Source organism: Sorangium sp. So ce693 (assembly GCF_051521375.1).
Lineage (GTDB): Bacteria > Myxococcota_A > Polyangia > Polyangiales > Polyangiaceae > Sorangium > Sorangium atrum.
Map to the genome: position 1 here is coordinate 2,435,113 of NZ_CP150347.1, position 19,739 is coordinate 2,454,851.

Annotated in this window: 19 protein-coding genes and 1 pseudogene; 13 read left to right on the forward strand and 7 right to left on the reverse strand. The window is 69.5% G+C overall.

The window, feature by feature from the left end:
* The first annotated feature begins 280 nt into the window (after positions 1–280).
* The 6 genes from WMF14_RS09315 to WMF14_RS09340 all read left to right on the forward strand — a co-directional run bounded on the left by WMF14_RS09315 (position 281) and on the right by WMF14_RS09340 (position 3,390).
* The gene (locus tag WMF14_RS09315; RefSeq protein WP_437800188.1) at positions 281–412 is read left to right on the forward strand and encodes a hypothetical protein; all 132 of its coding nucleotides are present in this window, start codon (positions 281–283) and stop codon (positions 410–412) included.
* 134 nt (positions 413–546) lie between these two features.
* Complete coding sequence (locus tag WMF14_RS09320; protein WP_437800190.1) at positions 547–1,179, forward strand: hypothetical protein; 633 nt, start codon at positions 547–549, stop codon at positions 1,177–1,179.
* Positions 1,161–1,781, forward strand: a complete 621-nt coding sequence (locus WMF14_RS09325) for an RNA polymerase sigma factor (RefSeq protein WP_437800192.1) — start codon at positions 1,161–1,163, stop codon at positions 1,779–1,781. The genes WMF14_RS09320 and WMF14_RS09325 overlap by 19 nt, the downstream gene beginning before the upstream one ends.
* A gap of 58 nt (positions 1,782–1,839) precedes the next feature.
* Entirely contained in the window at positions 1,840–2,430 is a 591-nt protein-coding gene (locus tag WMF14_RS09330) for a Uma2 family endonuclease (RefSeq protein WP_437800193.1), read from the forward strand.
* Positions 2,431–2,508: 78 nt separating this feature from the next.
* The gene (locus WMF14_RS09335; RefSeq protein WP_437800195.1) at positions 2,509–2,751 is read left to right on the forward strand and encodes an RNA polymerase sigma factor; all 243 of its coding nucleotides are present in this window, start codon (positions 2,509–2,511) and stop codon (positions 2,749–2,751) included.
* Positions 2,752–2,808: 57 nt separating this feature from the next.
* Complete coding sequence (locus tag WMF14_RS09340; RefSeq protein WP_437800196.1) at positions 2,809–3,390, forward strand: Uma2 family endonuclease; 582 nt, start codon at positions 2,809–2,811, stop codon at positions 3,388–3,390.
* Positions 3,391–3,430: 40 nt separating this feature from the next.
* Here the strand turns inward: WMF14_RS09340 and WMF14_RS09345 are convergent, their stop codons facing one another.
* The 3 genes and pseudogenes from WMF14_RS09345 to WMF14_RS09355 form a co-directional block, all read right to left on the reverse strand.
* On the reverse strand, positions 3,431–4,369 hold the full coding sequence (locus WMF14_RS09345) for a hypothetical protein (protein WP_437800198.1): 939 nt from the start codon (positions 4,367–4,369) through the stop codon (positions 3,431–3,433).
* A 908-nt stretch (positions 4,370–5,277) separates the two neighbouring features.
* Positions 5,278–5,877, reverse strand: a complete 600-nt coding sequence (locus WMF14_RS09350) for a tyrosine-type recombinase/integrase (protein ID WP_437804168.1) — start codon at positions 5,875–5,877, stop codon at positions 5,278–5,280.
* A pseudogene (locus tag WMF14_RS09355) lies at positions 5,837–6,169 on the reverse strand (site-specific integrase); the annotation flags it as partial. The gene WMF14_RS09350 and the pseudogene WMF14_RS09355, both read right to left, overlap by 41 nt.
* Before the next feature lie 375 nt (positions 6,170–6,544).
* Here WMF14_RS09355 and WMF14_RS09360 point away from each other — a divergent pair.
* The 3 genes from WMF14_RS09360 (at position 6,545) to WMF14_RS09370 (ending at position 9,713) form a co-directional block, all read left to right on the forward strand.
* The gene (locus WMF14_RS09360; protein ID WP_437800200.1) at positions 6,545–8,224 is read left to right on the forward strand and encodes a hypothetical protein; all 1,680 of its coding nucleotides are present in this window, start codon (positions 6,545–6,547) and stop codon (positions 8,222–8,224) included.
* On the forward strand, positions 8,217–9,032 hold the full coding sequence (locus tag WMF14_RS09365; protein ID WP_437800202.1) for a hypothetical protein: 816 nt from the start codon (positions 8,217–8,219) through the stop codon (positions 9,030–9,032). The genes WMF14_RS09360 and WMF14_RS09365 overlap by 8 nt, the downstream gene beginning before the upstream one ends.
* 465 nt (positions 9,033–9,497) lie before the next feature.
* Positions 9,498–9,713 carry an addiction module protein gene (locus WMF14_RS09370; RefSeq protein ID WP_437800203.1) on the forward strand — a complete coding sequence of 72 codons (216 nt, stop codon included), beginning with the start codon at positions 9,498–9,500 and terminating at the stop codon, positions 9,711–9,713.
* A 188-nt stretch (positions 9,714–9,901) separates the two neighbouring features.
* On the opposite strand, the gene WMF14_RS09375 is transcribed toward WMF14_RS09370, so the two are convergent.
* The 3 genes from WMF14_RS09375 to WMF14_RS09385 form a co-directional block, all read right to left on the reverse strand.
* Entirely contained in the window at positions 9,902–10,342 is a 441-nt protein-coding gene (locus tag WMF14_RS09375) for a hypothetical protein (protein WP_437800205.1), read from the reverse strand.
* A 403-nt stretch (positions 10,343–10,745) separates the two neighbouring features.
* Positions 10,746–10,997: a hypothetical protein gene (locus WMF14_RS09380; RefSeq protein ID WP_272101280.1), complete on the reverse strand. Its 252-nt coding sequence runs from the start codon at positions 10,995–10,997 to the stop codon at positions 10,746–10,748.
* A gap of 45 nt (positions 10,998–11,042) precedes the next feature.
* The gene (locus WMF14_RS09385) at positions 11,043–13,874 is read right to left on the reverse strand and encodes a CHAT domain-containing protein (RefSeq protein ID WP_437800207.1); all 2,832 of its coding nucleotides are present in this window, start codon (positions 13,872–13,874) and stop codon (positions 11,043–11,045) included.
* 70 nt (positions 13,875–13,944) lie between these two features.
* Between WMF14_RS09385 and WMF14_RS09390 the strand changes: the two genes are divergently transcribed.
* Positions 13,945–14,811, forward strand: a complete 867-nt coding sequence (locus WMF14_RS09390; protein WP_437800209.1) for a DMT family transporter — start codon at positions 13,945–13,947, stop codon at positions 14,809–14,811.
* Positions 14,812–14,933: 122 nt separating this feature from the next.
* On the opposite strand, the gene WMF14_RS09395 is transcribed toward WMF14_RS09390, so the two are convergent.
* Positions 14,934–16,043 carry a VWA domain-containing protein gene (locus tag WMF14_RS09395; protein WP_437800210.1) on the reverse strand — a complete coding sequence of 370 codons (1,110 nt, stop codon included), beginning with the start codon at positions 16,041–16,043 and terminating at the stop codon, positions 14,934–14,936.
* A 360-nt stretch (positions 16,044–16,403) separates the two neighbouring features.
* Here WMF14_RS09395 and WMF14_RS09400 point away from each other — a divergent pair, with 360 nt between their 5' ends.
* The 3 genes from WMF14_RS09400 to WMF14_RS09410 are packed head-to-tail and all read left to right on the forward strand — an operon-like array spanning position 16,404 to position 19,736.
* Positions 16,404–16,943, forward strand: coding sequence for a response regulator (locus WMF14_RS09400; protein ID WP_272101284.1), 540 nt, complete (start codon positions 16,404–16,406; stop codon positions 16,941–16,943).
* Complete coding sequence (locus WMF14_RS09405) at positions 16,943–19,207, forward strand: chemotaxis protein CheA (RefSeq protein WP_437800214.1); 2,265 nt, start codon at positions 16,943–16,945, stop codon at positions 19,205–19,207. The genes WMF14_RS09400 and WMF14_RS09405 overlap by 1 nt, the downstream gene beginning before the upstream one ends.
* Positions 19,200–19,736, forward strand: coding sequence for a chemotaxis protein CheW (locus WMF14_RS09410; protein WP_012234230.1), 537 nt, complete (start codon positions 19,200–19,202; stop codon positions 19,734–19,736). The genes WMF14_RS09405 and WMF14_RS09410 overlap by 8 nt, the downstream gene beginning before the upstream one ends.
* Positions 19,737–19,739: the final 3 nt, after the last annotated feature.

A 19,739-nucleotide genomic window follows, 5' to 3' on the forward strand; every position in this document is an offset into this window, starting at 1 on the left:
GGCGGCGCTCGCCGCGTGACGCGCCGATGCTACTTACGGATGCCACGGATCTTCTCTCACGAAATCGACACCCACCGGCCGGAAGCCCTGGTAGCCTCCAGCACGCTGCTCGTCCTGCAGCGACGTCGAGGCGCTCGCGCAGCGAAGGTCGTCGCTCGGGCGCGGCTTTCCTCTTGACCCTGCACGGGCTCCTCGCGCGCGCACGCGCGTGCCACAGGTCGACTCGCTGGGCCAAGAAAGCGGACGACGTCCACGAGCCGGCGCTGGTAGCCTCTCGGCCATGCCGATCGAGCCTCCGGATCCCGGTTTCGTGAGTCACTTCCTGAAGTACTTCCTGGCCGTGTTCAGCCTCGGGGGCGTCCTGTTCCCGACAGCGGTGCGGCGATGGCCATCCCCCCGCAAGCGCGGGTAGCAGGCGCCTCCGAGGCGACCCCACACGTCGGCGGCTCCCTCTTCGGAGCCTCGCTTTTTTGGCCGATCCACGAGCGCTGCATACCGTCGGCGCGTGCCGCTCACCTCACCTGACGATGCGCCGAGAGGGGCGCCATGATTCCGGCGCTTTACGCGCTGTCGGCCCTCGCGACCGTGCTCGCCTGCGTCGTCGCGCGGCATCGCCCCGAGCACCGTCCGATCGCGCTGCTCCTCGGGTACGGGTTCGCATCCGACGTCGTGAGACGGGTGATCCGGCTGGGCGTCCTCGCGCCCGCGCGCGCCGAGGTCGCCGGCGCGCCGTTCACCGGCTGGGTTCGCTTCGCCTTCCACATCGAGAGCGCCCTCTTCGTCGGCTGGATGGCCGGGGTGGCGGCGCTCGCGGTGTTCATCTTCGGCCGGCGGCGACCGTGGGGCGTGCTCGCGGTCTACGTCGTGGTGGTCGCGGTCCTCGCCGCCGGATACCCCACCTTCCGCGGGGAGCTGCTCGGCAAGGCCTACCTCGCCCTCGAGCTCGCCGCGCTCTGCACGTCCGTCGGCTGCCTGCTCCTGTGGTTCCTGGGACGTGAGCGGGGCAAGACACAGCACCTCGCCGCCGGGTTCATCGTCATTGCCGAGACACTCATGCTGGTGGGCCCGTTCCGTATGGGCATCTTCAGCGCCTGGGACCTCGCTCGGTCGATCCTGATCGCGCTCTACATTTCGCTCGTGCCAGTCGAGGGAGTGGCCATATGGCGCCGGACCTTGTAGTCCTGACGTTCGGGCAGCTCATCGCGTTTGCTGCCATCTTCATCATCCGCAACCGGCGCTTCGCACCAAGGCGCCTCACGTCCGCCGAGCTCGTCGCGCAAGCAGGCGTCGTCAGCGCCCTCGTCGCGCGCTACCTCCGAGGTCGCCGGGCGACACGCGAGGACGTCAAAGACCTCGCGCAAGACGTGCTCCTCGCCGCGTGGGAGGCCAGCGAAGAGGACCGCTACCGTCCCGACCCGGACGTGCAGCCCGCAGAAGCGCTTCGTGTCTGGATACGGGCGCTGGCCTATCACCGCGTCCGCCATCACCTCGAAAGTGCCCGGGTGCAACGCGAGGAGATCGTCGCGACCCCGCCGAGCGCCGAGCACGAGGCACCGACTCCTGATCAGGCCCTCGAGCGCGAGGAGCGGCGCCTCGCCTTCCTCGAGGCGCTGCACCAGCTACCCGTGCACGAGGGCGACGTGATCATTGCCCACGACATCTTCGAGCTGTCGATCGAGGACGTGGCCGAGCAGCAAGACGCGCCGGTCAGCACGGCTTACAGGTGGCGGTCCCGAGGCATCGCGGCGCTGACGCGGGCGCTCCGACCGCGTCGAGGGTGAGCGGACGGGTGGACCTGAACGCCTTGCCGCGCCGCCCGCATACGGGCAGGCTTCCGCCATGGGTCAGCCCGGCGAGAAGCCGCGCCGCGCCACGTACGCCGACCTCGAGGCCGTCCCGCCGCACAAGGTGGCGGAGCTCGTTCGCGGCACCCTGCACGTGTTCCCCCGGCCGGCGCCGCGGCATGCATGGACATCGTCGGGCTTGGGAGCCGAGCTCATCGGCCCCTTCCAGCGTGGGCGCGGCGGTCCGGGTGGTTGGATCATCCTGGACGAGCCCGAGCTGCACTTCCCCGACCCGCACGCGCCTGGTGAGATCGACGCGCTCGTGCCGGACATCGCCGGCTGGCGCCGCGAGCGCATGCCCGAGCTGCCCGAGACGGCGTACTTCGCGCTCGCCCCGGACTGGATCTGTGAGGTCCTGAGCGCCTCCACCGAGGACGTCGACCGCGACGAGAAGATGCCGATCTACGCGCGCGAGGGCGTGCGGCACGCGTGGCTGGTCGACCCCATCCAGCGGACGCTGGCGGTGTACGTGCTCGGCGCGGATCGCCGCTGGGGACCTGCGGTCGTCCACCGCGACGCCGCCCGCGTCCGCGTCGAGCCATTCGACGCCGTCGAGCTCGATCTCTCGGTGCTCTGGGCGAGGTGACCTGCAGCCGCGCTGACGCGGGTGCTTTGGCCGCAGCGCCGCTGGCGCCCTGCCCCAGGACCCCCCGCGACCCTCCGAATGCTCCACGGGGCACCGACTCCTGATCAGGCCATTGAGCGCGAGGAGCGGCGCCTTGCCTTCCTCGAGGCGCTGCACCAGCTACCCGTGCACGAGGGCGACGTGATCATTGCCCACGACATCTTCGAGATGTCGATCGAGGATGTGGCCGAGCAGCAAGATGCGCCGGTCAGCACGGCTTACAGGTGGCGCTCCCGCGGGATCGAGGCACTGATCAGGGCGCTGCGGCCGCGGCGAGGGTGAGCGACGGGCGGACCTGAACGCCTTGCCGCGCCGTCCGCCCACGGGCAGGCTTCCGGCATGGGTCAGCCCGCCCAGAAACAGCGCCGCGCCACGTACGCCGACCTCGAGGCCGTCCCGCCGCACAAGGTGGCGGAGCTCGTTCGCGGCACCCTGCACGTGTTCCCCCGGCCGGCGCCGCGGCATGCACAGGCAGAGACAGAGCTGGCTACCGAGCTCGTTGGCGCGTTCGGGCGCGGGCGCGGGGGCCCTGGCGGCTGGCGCATCCTGGTAGAGCCCGAGCTGCACTTCCCCGACCCGCACGCGCCTGGTGAGATCGACGCGCTCGTGCCGGACATCGCCGGCTGGCGCCGCGAGCGCATGCCCGAGCTGCCCGAGAGGGCGTACTTCGCGCTCGCCCCGGACTGGATCTGCGATGTCCTGAGCGCCTCCACCGAGGACGTCGACCGCGACGAGAAGATGCCGATCTACGCGCGCGAGGGCGTGCGGCACGCGTGGCTGGTCGACCCCATCCAGCGGACGCTGGAGGTGTACGTGCTCGGCGCGGATCGCCGCTGGGGAGCTGCGGTCGTCCACCGCGACGCCACCCGCCTCCGCGTCGAGCCGTTCGACGCCGTCGAGCTCAATCTCTCGGTGCTCTAGGCGCGGTGACCTGCAGCCGCGCTGGCGCGGGTCAGGGTCTTCAGCCGCCCGACTCGATCCAGCAGCCGTTCGCCTGCCCTCCCCACGCGCCCGAGAGGTGGAACTTGTCCGGCGGGTAGATGCCACCCGGGGGGCGCCCCGCGACGGTGATGCGGCGTTCATGGTCATAACAATACGAGCCGCTCAGGTAAAGGTAGCGATCCTTGGCGCCGTTGATCGTCGTATTGAGCGTGACCTGCGTTCCACTCACGGTCTGCCAGCTTCCGCCGACGCGCCTTTCCATCTTCACCGTCAGGTCGTCGTTGCCGTCGCCCTGGCTGACGAAGCACGCCCCCGCGACGATACGCGAGTATTTGCCCAGGTAGCCGCTCGCCGTCCAGCTCGGCAACGACGTTGTCATGTTCGTGAGGTGCTCGGAATCGTCCACGCCGCCGAACGAGAGCGCCTCATTGTCGAAGTAGCTCTGCCACGACGCCGCTGCGCAGTTCCCGGCGGTCACCTCCGGCCCTGCGTCGTAGACCACGGAGAGCATCCGTGTCCCGCCGGTGATCGAGGCGTGCTGTTCGAGGAGCCGCGGCGCGACGTCGGCCGAGGCGTCGGCGCTCAGCAGATATTCGAGCGGCGTGATATCGGTCCCGTCTTCGTGGACGAGCGGCATGAGCTTGTCGTCCTCGGGCGAAGAGACGACCAGGACGCCGATCTGGGGCGCCGCGCTGCTCGGATCCTCGTCGATCAACGATACCGTCCCGACACGCGGCACCACGAATCGATTCAGCACCTTGCTCTCGATCCTCTCGATGGCCCGAGCGGGCTGGTTGCCGGCGCTCTCCTGGGGCGTTTCCCGCCCGAAACCGTGCGAGGCCTGGCTCGCGGACGCCTCCTCCGAGACCTGCCCCGTATCGGCCGCCTCGACCGCGCAGCCTGCCGCGAGCAGCGTAGCTGCGACGAAAACACCCGGAACGCGCCTATCGTTCGACATACTCGCCTCCATTGCTGGTGAGGTCCCCTGCGCATTCCGAGCAGTGCATTGGCCGTACCTGTGCGCGCACGGCGCGGATCGCCCGGAGTTCAGCCCATCAGGAGCGAGCCACGTGGAACGGCGTCGTGACGCTGTCACGCCGGCGCGACGCCGGGTGTCATGCCCGCGCGACAGGGGCCCGCCTGCGGCGCTCGCCGCCGTCGCGGTCTACGCGGACTGCGCGGACCTCCGGCTCGACGTCGTGATGTTGCCCTTCGTGTCCGGCGCCGATCCGGCCGCCCTGAAGGAGCTCGCCGCGTTCGGTGAAGCGCGCGGAGGGCCGGAGGGCCGGTGCCCCAGGTTCGACGCGAGCCCCGGGGGGTCGTCTCGCGGCGCGCGCCGCCGCCCCGGCCGCTCCGGGGAGAAGCGCGAGGCGCGAGCACCGCGACCGCGGCGCTCCCGGCACCCCCGCCGCCGGCGCCCGCTCCGCCTGCTCGACCAGCGTGGGGCCCCCCCGGGGCGGTCGGCACGTCGATGAGCGTGGCGGCGGCGGGGCTGTCGGCGGCGTCGCTCATGGAGCCTCCTTGGCAGGGGCGATCCGCGGCGCCGCGAGGGGCGCGGGGAGCTCCGCCAGCGCCTTCGCGGAGGCGCTCTGCTCGGCGCGGATGATCGCGGCCGCCTCCGCCGGCCGGGAGTGAGCGGGCGACGAGGCGGCCGGCGAGGGGGATCCGCGTGGCCACCGTCGGCCTTGGGAGCGCAAGCGCTGCGGCGATCCCGAGCGTCGTCGTCCGGTGTGGAGCCCGCACGATCACGCGTTGGCCTCCTTGACAAGGCGGGGCGACCGTCAGGTACGCTACCTTTCCACGATGCGTGGGGGCGGCACGACGGGGTGGGGTCGGGGCTCAAGGCGCTCCACGCGGAGGCGGCGGTCAGCGTCCGGCATCGTGCACGGCCCTTTGCGCTGCCGATTCGTGCAGGTGGTAGAGGACCTGTCGGTCAGTCGCTGGATCGGTGCAAGGGCGAGAGACGGGGAAGAGGTATTGCCTGGTGAGGCTGGTGGCTGCTCCTGGCATTTTCCCTCGGAGAGCGTGGGGCAGGTCGATCTCGCTGCGACCAGCCGCGAGCTCCTTCTCGTGCCGCCGCGCCACGGAGTCGAGCTGGGCGTGCAGCTCGTCGCGCGCTCGAGCGGGGAGCAAGGCCGGTCGATCGTGCTGCCCTTTCCCGCGGCGCACCATGATTTGCCGTCGATCGAGATCGACGTGGTTGACGCGAATCGAAGGTGCTTCGAGGAGCCGGAGGCCGCTTCCGTGGAGGAGCTCGCCGATAAGGCGGGACGAGGTGTTCGAGCAAGGTGAGCGTCTCCTGCCGCGAGAGGACCGAGGGGAGGTGCTCCGGCCGGCGTGCGCGTTCGAGCGCTTCGAGCCGGGGTATCTGCAGGTCGAGAACCCGCTTGTAAAGGAAGAGGAGCGTGCACCGCGCTTGGTTCTGCGTGGATGCCGCGGTGCGGCGTTCGACCGCAAGCTCGTCAAGGAAGGCCGTGACCTCTTCCGCGCCCATCTGCCGTGGGTGCTTGCCGCTGTGGAAGCGGATGAATTGCCGGATCCAGTGGATTGCCTCTTCGGTGCGCGGAAAGTCATGCAGGCGTCGTATGGTGGCGCGTACGGCTTCGATGAGGGTCCTGTGGATGGTCCTGCGTGCGTAGGGCCGGTTCGTCGGACTCGCACTGGCCCCTATCGGCGCGAGGCGGGCGCGAGTTGCGGCGACCGGGGGATACGTCGACCGGGGTACCCAGCCATCGGCGCGAATCTTGCGCGACGACACGCCATCGCCGTCCGAGACCTAGCAACGGGAATACGTAGTTATGCAGCGGCGGCCTATCTACGGAATTACGTAGATAGACCGCGGAAGGTCGCGGCCTATCTACGGGATTACGTAGATAGGCCATGACGGGCCGCGACTTGTCCTCGGTGAATTTGGAGATAGGGCGCCACGGTTCGCGGCATACATGGGGGAATGCGTATATATGTCGCGGATCACAGCTGGTTGCGACGTTGGGCCGACCGACGTCGACGCGAGCCGTGGAAGCAGGCGACCTGCGTGCGCGCTGCTCTTGACGCGACACCCTAGCGTCGTCGTCCTAGTTCGTGTAGCATGGGAACCTCAACGACCACTGAGCCGAGCGGACGCAATTGCCACATGTCGACCGATCAAGGACTTTCAAGCATTTTCGAGGAGCGGGCTGAGAATCTGCGACAAGACGATCTCCTGCGATGGACTGCCTACACGCCAGGAGACCGTAAGACGCTGAGGAAACTCACCGGCCCCGGAGCGAAGCTGATCACTGGGCCGCGAGGCTCGGGTAAATCGACGCTACTACGAACGGCGTATTTTCGACTTCTGTCAGACCAGGATTCGCTTCCGGCGTATGTGAACTACGCTCGTTCTCTTGCATTGGAGCCGCTGTTTCATAAGCAGGCCAATGCACTGCAACTCTTTCGGCAGTGGGTTTTGCTTAAGGTAATCGTGGCAGTGGCCGACAGTTTCGGTGAACGAGATCAAAAGGTGCCACCTGAACTTCGGACGGCAGTGCGCCGTGCGCGAAGCATCATTCATGATCTTTCCGTTGGAGTGATTCCAACGCTTGAGACTCTTCTTTCGCCAGAAGATCTTGTCGCCTCGTTGGAGCGGTGGGCAGACTCGGTACAGGCGCGTCGCGTGATCGTGTTGATGGACGATGCGGCTCACGCATTTTCGCCTGAGCAGCAACGCGAGTTCTTCGAGATCTTTCGGGAGCTTCGATCGCGGAGGGTTTCCTGCAAAGCAGCGGTGTATCCTGGAATCACGAGCTATTCGCCGCACTTTCATGTGGGGCACGAAGCTGAATTGCTGGAGGCGTGGTACCGTCCTGACGAGGAGGAATACCTCGTTAACATGCGTGGGCTGGTTGCCAGACGCTTGCCTGAACATCTGCAGGCGCGACTGGCTGGACGCGAGGAGTTGATCGATTACCTCGCGCTCGCCTCTTTCGGCCTTCCGCGTGGATTTCTCAATATGCTATCTCAGTTGGTCGGAGCGGACGAGGACGATCCGAAACCGACTCGCCACAGAGCCGAGATTGCGGTGTCGGAACACGCCGAATCGGTGCGTGGGATTTTTCGCGCGCTGGCGGCAAAGCTTCCGAGGTTCCGACACTTCATCCAGGTCGGGACTGACCTAGAAGAAGCGTTGATTCGAAGCCTCCGGACGTACAACCGGCTCCAGGACGATTCGGGTCGCAAGGCAGTCGTGGTCGGACTCGAGGATGCGATGGAGCCGCAACTCGAACGAATTCTGAACATGCTTGAGTACGCTGGGCTCGTGCGGAAGGTCGGGTCTGTCTCACGAGGCGAGAAAGGGCGATTCATTCGCTACGCCGTTCATCATGCGCTCGTCCTTGCGGACGGTGGTCTGAGCCTGGGCAAGAGCTTTCCACTGTCACAAGCGATTAAGGCACTTTCGACGCGAGATGCTCACGCTTTTGCACGCACGCGGGCGTCGCAGTTGCTTGGACCCAAGTTCACGGACCGATGCAAACTTGATCTTCCGCCTTGTAGAGCATGCAGTGCACCCAGGATCGCGGAGGATCAACATTTTTGTATGAAATGCGGTGCCGAATTGACCAATGCGAGCGTCTACGAAGAACTTCTTCGGCATCCAGTGGATGCGCTGCCCCTTCCGGCGGCCAAGATTGAAGGGATTCGGAATCATACGGGATTGCGAACGGTCCAAGATGTTCTCTTGGACGACGATGTTCAGATGATTCGTAAGGTGCCTTATGTAGGTCCCGTATGGGCAGCGCGGATCAGGACTGTCGCGGAGGAGTTTGTCAGTGTCTGACAGGGAATTCGTTCAGCTCAATCGTGCCGAGGAGCTCGTCAACCTCGACCTTCACGCGTTGTGCGGCGATCCTACGCCTGAGACGGGGAGCCCGATCGATAATTATTATGTTACAACCGACGCGCTAATTAGGCGGACCACCGATCCAGTGGTAGCCGCCGACAGTCTGCTTTTGCGTCTTCTTCTTTTGGAAGTCGTCGCTGCAGCGGAGATGTACTTTAGGAACGTCTTGGCCGCGCTCCCAGCGGTGTGCAGCAGCGCTCAGGATCTCGTCACGCGCAGTATGATGATGTTGGGCGCTGCAGGCTATTATCGAGAATCAGATCGAGCGTTTGGCGTAATCGAGCACGCGAGCCTCTCCGGAAAAGGCGAGGTGACGCGTTACACCCGTCAGCTGAGCGGCTTTGACATCGCCGCGAACTCGTCGACCGGAGTAGCGCTGGCGGAGTTCGAACAGGTCTGCCATCTTCGCCATGCGATCGTGCACGCCCAGGGCCGGCTCTGGTATCGAAACGCCTGCGAACTCGGTATCGAATCGCGAGGACTGCGATGCGTCCAGCTCAGCGCTCTTGGGCTTCAGTCTTGTGTAGCCAAGACGCATAACGCCGTTCGTGCGTACAACCGATTTATTTCAAACCGTGTTTTGTCATCATGGATTTCTACCCGGCGACTCAAAGGTAGGTGGGTTGACGACCGAGCGCTGCTGGAGGGCTTTCATGCGCTCTTCTATTCCACGCGTGATAGCGTAGGACCCGCAGATGCTCGATCGTTGCATACGGAACTTTGTCGCGTGCTCCGGCTTCCATGATTGACGCCGAACACAGCGGCCCAACCCAACGCTGGATCCGACGTGGTGGGTAGGCTCGCTTCGCTCGCCGGCCCACCACGCGGTTCATCGCTACTCGTTGGGCAGAGAGCCGGATAGATCTTGGGAAACCAGAAGATTCGGTACGTTCTCAGTACGATGCGTCGTTCCGGGACACCTTCCCCTGCACGGCGGGCCCGTCGACGACGGTCGACGCTGCGCTCGGATGTCGACGTCGGTGCTGCACGGGCCGGCCAGGTTCGAGGCTCCCTCCCGCGCGCTCACGCTCCCGCGCGCTCACGCGAGGCAAGTCGCTCGCCAGGGCACCGGTGGGCCGCAGCGGCGGCCGGCACCCGCCGACCTCAGGGGCCCGGCGCCACGCGCCGGAAGGCTGACGGCGGAGCCATCGACGCCCGCCAAGGCTCGCGTGCGCTGGCGTTGCTGGCCCTTCGGGTGCAGGATACGCACATGGGCAAGCCCGCGCTCGACCTCTCCAAGCTCACCGCAGACGAGAAGCTGGATCTGATCGATGACCTCTGGCGGAGCCTTTCTTCGGACGACCTGCCTCTGAGCTCCGAGCTCTGCGCTGAGCTTGACCGCCGCCTTGATCGCCTCGAGCTCGAAGGCCCCATCGGTGTCCCCTGGGAGGACGTCCGTGCCGAGATGACCACCGACGAGCCGTGAATCCTCGCGAGTGGAAGCGCCGCGCGTGAGCGAATTCCGGAATGGCAACCACCCATCCAATGAAATAGCGTTTTCGCGGCGGCGGAGAGGCGCTCACGAAGCGAGCGGCGCTCCCCCTATGTTTCAGGGAGGTTGTCGTCTCCTCAGCCTGGCAGTCACCGCTCGCTCACACCGGCGCGCCGGCGCGCTCACCACGAGAACCGCAACGTGACCTCATCCGCGTCTGGCTCGTCGAACGACCAGCCAGTCTGGGTCGCGTCGACCTGCTTGCCGGTCACTTGCTCCAGCGCACGGCCGGCGAAACCGACGCACAGCGGTCCGAGGTGCTCGAACCCTGCGACCTCGGTCACGAGCAGCGTCACCTCGTTCCGCTCGATCTGCGAGGAGTCCACCCGCAGCGTCCCGCCGACCATATCCTGCGCCCAGAAGTCGGGGAACTTCCGGAGGAAGAGGCGAGCGTTCATCACCCTGAGAAGCAGCTTCATCAAGGTGTTCGCTTCCTTCTCGAAGACCGTCCGGCCGCACCTCACGACGTCCAGGTAGCTCTGCGATGGCTCGTTGTGGACCTGGACGATGCCGCGCAGCACCTCGACGTAGTAGGCGCGAGGGTACCACGCCGTGCTGGACATGGTGGCCAGCGCCCTCCTGAGCTCCTGAGAGAGCCCGTGACGAACCCGGCGGACCCCAGCCTCGTCACACAGCACGTCCGAGTAGGCTGCTGCATTGAGAATCAGAGAGCCCCGGGTCATCGGTTCTTGCATACATGCGCTCTCGTGGAAGATCTCGCTGGCACAGCAGAAGAAGAGATCAAAGGGTAGCCTCCGTCAAGGCGGCTTGACCCGACGAGGATCGGCCTGCCTCGATCCTCCAAGCTCGTGGTGCGATAGGAAGACGAGCCCGAGCTCTCTCCTCGCCAGGATCGAGGCGGAGCGCCGGCGGCTCGTCGGGGAGGCGCGCGCGTCGAGCCCGCGCGTCATCGGCCTGTTGCGCGGCCTTCCGCCGGAGATGGCGGCGTGGCTCGACGAGGGATGATCACTTCGCCGGCTTGGGGGCCGCCGCGCCCGGGGTGTAGTGCACGATGATGCCGCGGTCCTTGTTGCACTTCTGGACCTTCTCGTCCCACACGCAGCCCTCCGGACAGGGCTGCACGCCGGGATCACCCGTGGGGCAGATCTCGGCCTCGCCCTCCTTCGCGGCGGGCTGCTCGGGCGCCTGCGCGCCTCCGCAGGCAGAGAGCATCCAGGCCAGGACGGGGAGCACCAGAACGATCGCCGATCGACGCATGCAGACCTCCACGAGCCCGCGATGGGTGGGCTCCGGCGTCGACGTCTACCAATTCCGAGGCCTGCGGGGCCAGCGCTTCCGCGCGACAAGGACGAGCGCCGCGGCGAGCGCCGCGAGCGCGGGCGGAGCGCTCGGGCCGCCCTCGCCGGCCGCGCAGGCGCACCCGCGCGGGCTCGCCGCCACGCGCGGGAAGGCCGGCGCGACCTGCCTGCCGTCGAGCGCGGCGCCCTCGCCCGAGGTGATGAAGCCGGCCCACGCGTGCGGGTGCGGGCGCTCACGCCGGATCTCGAGCTGCGCCGACCGCAGCGCCTCGCTGCGCCCTCCGCCGCGCGCGAGCGCCGCGTAGTACGACGTCATGAGATCCCGCGTCGCCATGTCGCCGACCTTCCACAGGCTCATCACCTGCGTCTCCGCCCCGGCGAGGAGCAGCGCGCGGCGGAGGCCGTAGACCCCGTCGCCGCGCGGGACCTCGCCGAGGCCGGTCTCGCAGGCCGAGAGCACGACGAGCTGGGTCCCGTGGAGGTCCAGCGAGGAGATCTCGAGCGCGGTCAGGATGCCGTCGTCCTCGTCCGAGCTGCTCCGCCGCGCGTTGGCGCCGGCCAGCGCCAGGCCCGAGCGCAGGAGCGGGTTCTCGCGAAAGGCGGGGCCCTCGATCTCGGCGCCGCGGGTGCTCGCCGGATCGGCCGGGGAGCCCTGGTCCGGGAGGAAGAAGCCGTGCGTCGCGATGTGCAGCACGCGCGGCCGCTGCGCCCGCTTGAGGGCCTCCTCGGTGGCCGACGGGCCGGTCAGGACCGTCGCGCTGGCCAGCGCGCTCCGCACCGCCTCCGCCTCGCGCTCCGTGCCGGGCAGGGGCGGGAAGCGCGCCCCGGCCAGCTCGGCGGAGCGCAGGCCGCGCGTGGCGTCGTCATCCGGCGCGCGCTCGGAGAGGCTGCCGAACGCGGGATCGGCGATGACCAGCACGCCTCCACGCGGCGCTCCGGCCCGCGGCGCCCCGGCGGCGCCCGCGGTGCGCAGCAGATCTCGCCCGCTTGTCAGGTAGGTGAACGAGGCGCGCTCGATGAGATAGCCGCCCTCCTCGTCGACGAGCGCGGCGAACGGAACCAGGTTCAGCGCGCCGTCCGGGCTGAGGAGGAGCCAGCGCGCGGGGCCGAGGGCGCCCCGGATCGGCTGCATCACGAGCGCATCGAGGCGACGCGCGCGCTCCCGGGGGTCTCGCCCCGGGTCCGAGAGGTCCCGCGAGAGCTCGGCGGCGGCCGCGTCGATGGCGGCGGCGTCGCCGAGATCGACCCCCGTGACGTCCCCGCGCCGCCCGACGACATAGGCCGCGTAGCGAGGATTGCCCCACGTGGGCCTCACCGGCGGCCCGAACGGGTCGTAGGGCCGGTACTCGACGATCTCGACGAGCGCCGCCCCGTCGGGGATCGCCGCCTGCACCGCCTCGACGGTGATCGGCGGCTCCTTCGCGTCCGCCGGGCGCGCGGCGCGCGTCCGCGCGGCGAGCTGGAACTCGAGCCTCTGGCGCTCGGCCTCGAGCTGCTGCACCTCGCGCTGGTGCTCCTCGGCGGGGATGTCGATCGGGCCGCGCGTGATCGCTGTGGACAGCTTCGCGTCGAGCTGCGTGAGGGCGCCGAGGAGCGCCCGGCCCTCGGCGTCGAGGTTGCGCCGCAGCGCCGCGAAGCTCTCGGCGATGGCGTCCAGCGCGAGCCCCTTGCGCCGGAGGATCGACCGCAGGGCGAGCCGCGCCGCGGCCTGGTCGCGCGGGGCATGCTGGAGGTGCAGCGACAGCGTCGCGTCGGTGTCGCGCTGGACGAGGCCCATGTAGAGGCGCTTCTGCCGCTCGGAGCCCCTCGCCAGGTTGGCCCGGGCGCTGCGGTCCTGGAGGCCGGCGGCCCGCTCGCGCGTCCGCACGGCGTCGGCGGTCCGGCCCTGCGCGACGTACAGGTTCGCGAGGTGCCCCAGCACGCGGACGATGGCCGGGTGATCCGGCGCGAAGACCCGCTCGCGGATCACGAGCGCCTGGAGGAGCAGCGCCTCCGCCGCGGGATCGCCTTTGCGGGTGAAGAGCACGCCGAGCTCCTCCAGCAGATCGGCGCGCACAGCGCTCTGCGCCGGGAGCGCGGGCTCGAGCCGCGGGCGCAGGTCGAGGAGCCGCCGCTCGGCCTCCTCGACCTGCCCGCGCCGCAAGCAGAGCTGCGCGGCGCGCAGATCCGGGATCGCGTAGGCCCACCCCGAGCCGCCGGTGGCCTCTCTGAGGATCACGCGCATCCTGTCGAGCGCCTCCGCGAAGGCGCGCAGCGCGCGTTGCTCCAGGTACAGCCGCGCGAGCGAGTCGACGGCATAGAACTCGCTCCAGCCCTGGAGGAGCGGCTGGGCTCGCTTCAGGAGATCCTCGGCGCTCCGGAGGTCCCCGAGGTCGATGTACACGTTGCCGAGCCGGGCATAGAGCATCCCCTCGTCGTTGAAGGAGGGCTGCTCGCGCGTCAGCCCGCGTACCAGCAGCGCCTCGGCGCGCGCGTAGTCGCCGTAGCCGAGGTAGAAATGCGCGAGCTCGTTGTCGAGCTCGGAGGTGCCCTCCAGCAGCGCAAAGTACCTGTCGGCGAGGGCGGCGCTCTCGGCGAGATCGTCCCTCTCCACGGCCGCTCTCCAGCGCTGGCGGGCCGCGGAGAGGTCCTCGCTCGCCTGCTCGGCGGGGCTCGGCTGCGCCGCGAGCGGCGCGGGCCGGGCCGCCGAGACGAGCGCCGCCACCGCGAGCGAGAGGAGCCGCGCGCGGCGGCGGGCGCCGCGCGACGAGGTTGACCCGAGCGGGGTGCGTTCTGCCGAGCGGCTGGAGCGAGGATCGATGTCGCGGTCGGCGCGCTCGGGGCGGCGGGGTGGCATCGCGGAGCAGCGTAATCTGCCCCTGCGCGCCTCGTCGACCGTTCGGCTAGGCTCGCCGCCCTCGTCGCCCATGCTCCGCTCTCGACTGATGATCCTCGCCGCCGCGGTCCTCTGGTCCACCGGAGGGGCGGCCATCAAGCTGATCTCCCTCGATGGGTGGCAGGTCGCGTCGGCCCGCGCGCTCATCGCGGCGCTCGCGCTGGGCCTGGCCATGCCGGGCGCGCGCCGCCTCCCCTCGTGGCGCACGATCGGCGTCGCGGCGATCTACGCCGCCGTCATGGTGCTCTTCGTGCAGGCCACCAAGCGGACGACGGCGGCGAACGCGATCTTCCTGCAGTCCACCTCGCCCGTGTACGTCCTCTTGCTCAGCCCCTGGCTCCTGGGCGAGCGGCCCTCGCGCGGCGAGATGGTCGCGGCCCCCATCTTCATCCTGGGCCTCGCGCTCTTCTTTCTGGATCAGCTCTCGGCGGGGCAGCTCCTCGGCAACGCCCTGGCGCTCCTCTCCGGGCTCGCGTTCGCGCTGTGCATCATGAGGTTCCGCGCCGCTCCGGACGACAACCCCGCGGTGCTCGTCTGGGGCAACGTCCTCGCGGGGCTCGGCGCGCTGCCGATGGCCCTGGGCGGCGCGGCCCGCCCGGGGCTCGTCGATCTCGGGCTCCTGGTGTTCCTGGGCGCGGTGCAGATCGGCGTGGCGACCGCCCTGTTCAGTCGCGGCATGCGCCACACGCCGGCGGTCGAGGCCTCCCTGCTGGTGCTCCTGGAGCCGGTGCTCAACCCCGTCTGGGCGCTCCTCCTCGTCGGGGAGCGCCCCGGGATCTGGTCGACCGTGGGCGGCGCCGTCCTTCTCGGCGCCACCGCCTGGCGGATCCTGCTGGCAGCGCGCGCCACGCCGCCAGAAGCGCCGGCGCCGAGCAACGGGTTGAACGTCGACGCGTGAACGTCGACGCGTGAACGTCGACGGGAGGGAGGAGGCTCGAGCCTGGCAGGATCAGGCCCGCCGCGGGGCGCGGCGAGCCGCTGGAACGGCGTCGCGGCCGCCTCGCGCGGCCGCGGCGCGCCTCACTTCGCTTCGACCTTCACGTTGGCGTTCGCCTTGAAGCTCGCCTTCGCGCCCGCTCCGCCGCCGCCGTCGTCGCCCGCGGGCGCGGTCGCCTTCAGATCGAACGACGGCGGGGTGTTGGGATCGCACTCCGGCGGCGGCCCGAACCCGTCGGCGTTGAACTTCCACGCGAGCGACCCCGAGGCCGACGGATCCTTCCGGATCGCCTTGATCTCCACCTCGTGCTCCCCCGCGCGCGCCGGCGTGCAGTACGAGAGGAGGTAGAAGCGCTTCATGTGCGCCTCGATCTTCGCCGCGATCTTGTCGAACGACTCCTTGACCTTCGCCTGGTCCGCCGCGAGCTCTGTCCCGTCGCGCCCGATCTCGTCGAGGCGCGCCTTCTCGATCTCGGCGCCGACGCCGACGACGAAGATCTGGTAGTTCTCGTACTCTTCCTTCTTGAGCTCGTTCAGCATGTCCTCGCGGCTCACGCGGTTCGCGCGATCGGTGCCGTCCGAGAAGACGACGAGCGTGCCGAACTTGAGGGGGCGCCGGTCCTTGTCGAGCTGCTTCTTGAGCTCCCGGATGCCCTCGACCACGCCGCCGTGGAGGTTCGTCGACGTGTCCTTCGGCTTGTAGCTCCGGAGCCCCTCGAGCCCGCCCTCGACCGAGCCCTGCGCCTCGGTGAACGGCACCACCGAGTGGATTTTTACCTCGCCGTCGAACGCGTAGACGCCGACCTTCTGGCTCTTGCCGACCCGATCGCTGAACGACTGCGCGGCGTCGACGAGGGCGTCGGCCTGACCCGACTCGGTGATGCTGCCGCTCATGTCGACGAGCAGCATCGTGTACATGACCGCCGCGACCTCGGGGTTCTGGATGGTCTGCTTGCTCTCGAACTTCGAGACGAGCTCGTTGTCCTCGTAGATCTCGAAGTCCTCGGCCGTGAGGCCGCCCACCGGCTCGTCCTCGCCGGCGTCGACGCTGAAGAACACCCAGACGTTGTTCGGCTTCTTCTGGGCGGAGTTGATCCGGGTCACCCGCAGCCCGCCGCCGCACGCCACGCTCGACAGAGCGAACAGGGCGGCGAGCAGGATCCGGAACGCTGGAGAACAAAGGAGGATTTTCACGCGCGCGATTAGCGCGCATCGGACGCCGCGATGTCAATTCGCTGCCGCAGGTGGCCCCTCCCGCCGCGGCCGCCTCGCCGGGCGGGCACGGCCGCACGGCCGCGCCGGCGGAGGCGGCCCCACACCCCGAGGCGCTGGCCGCGCCGCGCTGGGCGGCCCCGCCGCGCCGCCCGCGCGGCCTCGCCAGACGCGCCGCCCGCGCGGTCGCCTCGCCGATCGTGCAGGGAGGCGCTCGCGCTGGTTTACTCCGGGAGGGAGACCGCCGTACATAGGCCCGCGCGCCTCGAAGACCGCGCGCGTCGCCTCCGGGCGCTCAGCGAGTTGGTCTCCCCGGGCCGATTTCCGTTACCCTGTCGCCGCATGGCACGCATCCTGATCGTCGAGGACTCGCCGGCAATGCGAGCGTACATCCGCTCGACGCTGGAGGACCGCGTGCTGGGGCTCGCGGGCGACGTCGACATCGTGGAGGCCGTGAACGGCTTCGACGCGCTCCGGCTCCTGCCGCGCGGCGCGTTCGACCTCGTGATCACCGACATCAACATGCCCGACATCAACGGGCTCGAGGTGATCCGCTTCGTCCGGCAGAGCGACCGCTACCGGCACGTCGCGATCCTCATCATCTCGACGCAGGCGACCGAGCGAGACATCCAGCGCGGGCTCCGCCTCGGCGCCGACCGCTTCCTCCCGAAGCCGTTCACGCCCGAGGCCCTGCGCGACGCGGTGGTCGCGAGCCTCGACGCGCGGACCGAGGCGCCGCAGGCCGGCGCCTCGCCGTCCGACGGCGCCGCCGGCGTCGACGAGCGCGCGGCCGCGCCCTCTCCGCGCGCAGAGGCCCCCCACGCGGAGGAGCCCGCGGCGCGCACCAAGCAGCCCGGCTCCGGCGAGGGAGGCGGCGGCTGATGGTCGACAGCGGCGATCGGGCGCGCGAAGAGTTCTTCTCGGAAGCGCAGGAGATCGTCGAGGGGCTCGGGCGCGACCTCCTCGCGCTCGACGAGGCGGTGCGGACCAACAAGGTCGACCCCGACGTCATCAACGACGTCTTCCGCGCCGTGCACACCCTGAAGGGGCTCGCCGGGCTCTTCGGCGCGACCCGGATGGCCACCCTCTCGCACGAGCTCGAGGAGCTGCTCGACAACCTCCGCCTCGGGCGCATCGAGATCAACGCGTCGGTCCTCGACCTCCTGTTCCGCAGCGTCGAGCTCTACGGGCGCATCCTCCAGAACGAGAAGGACGGGCGCGACGCGCCGATGCCCGAGGTCGACGACCTCCTGCGCCAGCTGCACCAGGACGCGGGCCCGAGCGCGGCCGGCCTCCCCGACGACAACTACGACCTCGATCCGGGGCTGCTCTCGGTGCTCACCGAGTACGAGGAGCACCGGCTGCGCACGAACATCGCGAGCGGGATGACCCTGTTCCGGCTCCGCGTGCAGTTCCACCTCGCCACGATCGATCAGGCCCTCGACGACCTGAAGATCACCGCGAAGCCGTACGGCGAGATCATCACCTACCTGCCGACCGGCGCGGGCGCGGACCAGGACTCGATCGAGCTCGACATCCTGATGGCCTCGCGCGCGCCGCTCGAGGAGCTCCAGCGCGCGCTGCACCAGGCCGGCGCCGCCGTCGAGGAGATCCCGCGGCGCAACAACAACGGCCACGGCCGGGTCGCCCCGCCGGGCATGCCGTCGATGTCCGCGGCGCTCCGAGGCGGCGCGCCGACCGGCGTGTCGCGGGCCGTCGACCTGACCGGCTCGATGTCGGCGGCGAGCCCGCCGTCGAGCGCGCGCGGCAACCGCAAGGGGGAGCTCAGCTCCATCCGCTCCGTCGCGCAGACGGTGCGGGTCGACATCCACAAGCTCGACCGGCTGATGAACATCGTCGGCGAGCTCGCCCTCGTCCGCTCCGCGCTCGGCCGCCTCGTCGAGCGGCTCCGCGCGGCGCCCACCGAGCGCGAGCTCTCCCTCGACCTCCACAGGCTCCAGCGCACGTTCGACCGGCACCTCGCCCAGATGCAGGCGGGCATCCTCGAGGTCCGGATGGTGCCGCTCGGGCAGGTCTTCGACAAGCTCGCGCGCGTCGTCCGCCAGATCAGCCGCGACGCCGACAAGCTCGTGAACCTCGTCATCACGGGCGCCGAGACCGAGGTCGACAAGCTCATCGTCGAGGAGCTCAGCGACCCGCTCATGCACATGATGCGCAACGCCATCGACCACGGCATCGAGTCGAAGAGCATGCGCGAGGCGGTGGGCAAGCCGGCGGTCGGCACGATCGCGCTGAACGCCTTCCAGAAGGGCAACCACGTCGTCATCGAGATCGAGGACGACGGCAAGGGCATCGACGTCGACAAGCTGCTCGACGCCGCCCTGCGCCGCGGCGTCATGACGCCGGAGGACGCGCGGACGACGAGCTACCGCGAGGTGCTGAACCTCATCTTCCAGCCGGGCATCTCGACCAAGACCGACGTCAGCGAGATCTCGGGGCGCGGCGTCGGGATGGACGTCGTGAAGACGAACATCAGCAAGCTCGGCGGCGTCATCGACGTGCACAGCGAGCCCGGCATCGGCACCAAGATGACGGTCACGCTGCCGATCACGCTCGCGATCATCAGCGCGCTCATCGTCCGGGTCGCCGACAGGCTGTTCGCGATCCCGCTGACCAACGTGCAGGAGGCGGTCGCGCTCGACGAGGCCACGGTGCGCCAGATCGACGGCCGCGAGATGATCACGCTGCGCAACAGCACGCTCCAGCTCTGCTACCTGGCGCGGCTCTTCGGCCTGAACGAGGAGGAGGAGCTCAGCGCGCGCATCGCCGGCCTGCTCGGCGGCGCGCGCGGCGGCTCGGCGGCGCGGGCCGCGGTGGGCGGCGGGCGCCGGGGCGACGGCGGCCGCGCGACGCTCGGGCTCCAGGGGGGCAACAAGCGCAAGTACATCGTCGTGGCGTCGGTCGGCGCGCGCAGGCTGGGCCTCGTCGTGAGCACGCTCATCGGGCAGCAGGACGTCGTGATCAAGGCGCTCGGCCCGTCGCTCTCCTCGGTGCGCGGCTTCTCCGGCGCCACCGAGCTCGGCGACCAGCGCATCGCGCTCGTCCTCGACGCCCCGGCGCTCATCGAGGAGATCCTCCACGGCGGGGACCGGCAGCGCAACGATCCGCGGAGCACCCATGGCTAACCTCACCCGAAGGCCCGCCCGGATACCGGTCTCGAAGCGGAACTCGCGCGCGCAGGCGAGCGGCCCGCGGACCGAGTACCTCGCGTTCACGCTCGCGGGCGACACCTACGCCGCGCCCGTCTCGCTCGTGCGCGAGATCCTGAAGCCGCCCCCGCTCACCCCGGTGCCGCGCGCGCCGGACTCGACGATGGGCATCGTCAGCGTGCGCGGGCAGCTCGTCACCGTCATCGATCTGCGGCGGCGGATGCGGCTGCACGAGAGCGCCGCGCAGCGGCGGGCGCGCATCCTGCTCGTCGACGCGGCGAACGGCGAGACGCTCGGCCTCTTCGTCGACGAGGTCCAGCAGGTCTACCGGCTCGCCGACGCCGAGATCGAGCACGCCGCGACGGCGCTCGGGGGAGACGTGGCGGGCTACATCGCCGGCATCGCCCGGCCCATGCACGGGGCGAGCGCGTCGGATGGCACCCAGGGCGAGGCGCAGCCGCGCGTCATCATCCTGCTCGACCTGCAGGCCATACTCGCGTCCTAAGGG

Excerpts from the sequence above, each read along its gene's own strand:
- WMF14_RS09315 (WP_437800188.1), top strand. The coding sequence starts at position 281 with ATGCCGATCGAGCCTCCGGATCCCGGTTTCGTGAGTCACTTCCTGAAG.
- WMF14_RS09320 (WP_437800190.1), top strand. The coding sequence starts at position 547 with ATGATTCCGGCGCTTTACGCGCTGTCGGCCCTCGCGACCGTGCTCGCC.
- WMF14_RS09325 (WP_437800192.1), top strand. The coding sequence starts at position 1,161 with ATGGCGCCGGACCTTGTAGTCCTGACGTTCGGGCAGCTCATCGCGTTT.
- WMF14_RS09330 (WP_437800193.1), top strand. The coding sequence starts at position 1,840 with ATGGGTCAGCCCGGCGAGAAGCCGCGCCGCGCCACGTACGCCGACCTC.
- WMF14_RS09335 (WP_437800195.1), top strand. The coding sequence starts at position 2,509 with ATGCTCCACGGGGCACCGACTCCTGATCAGGCCATTGAGCGCGAGGAG.
- WMF14_RS09340 (WP_437800196.1), top strand. The coding sequence starts at position 2,809 with ATGGGTCAGCCCGCCCAGAAACAGCGCCGCGCCACGTACGCCGACCTC.
- WMF14_RS09345 (WP_437800198.1), bottom strand. The coding sequence starts at position 4,369 with ATGTCGAACGATAGGCGCGTTCCGGGTGTTTTCGTCGCAGCTACGCTG.
- WMF14_RS09360 (WP_437800200.1), top strand. The coding sequence starts at position 6,545 with ATGTCGACCGATCAAGGACTTTCAAGCATTTTCGAGGAGCGGGCTGAG.
- WMF14_RS09370 (WP_437800203.1), top strand. The coding sequence starts at position 9,498 with ATGGGCAAGCCCGCGCTCGACCTCTCCAAGCTCACCGCAGACGAGAAG.
- WMF14_RS09375 (WP_437800205.1), bottom strand. The coding sequence starts at position 10,342 with ATGTCCAGCACGGCGTGGTACCCTCGCGCCTACTACGTCGAGGTGCTG.
- WMF14_RS09380 (WP_272101280.1), bottom strand. The coding sequence starts at position 10,997 with ATGCGTCGATCGGCGATCGTTCTGGTGCTCCCCGTCCTGGCCTGGATG.
- WMF14_RS09385 (WP_437800207.1), bottom strand. The coding sequence starts at position 13,874 with ATGCCACCCCGCCGCCCCGAGCGCGCCGACCGCGACATCGATCCTCGC.
- WMF14_RS09390 (WP_437800209.1), top strand. The coding sequence starts at position 13,945 with ATGCTCCGCTCTCGACTGATGATCCTCGCCGCCGCGGTCCTCTGGTCC.
- WMF14_RS09400 (WP_272101284.1), top strand. The coding sequence starts at position 16,404 with ATGGCACGCATCCTGATCGTCGAGGACTCGCCGGCAATGCGAGCGTAC.
- WMF14_RS09405 (WP_437800214.1), top strand. The coding sequence starts at position 16,943 with ATGGTCGACAGCGGCGATCGGGCGCGCGAAGAGTTCTTCTCGGAAGCG.
- WMF14_RS09410 (WP_012234230.1), top strand. The coding sequence starts at position 19,200 with ATGGCTAACCTCACCCGAAGGCCCGCCCGGATACCGGTCTCGAAGCGG.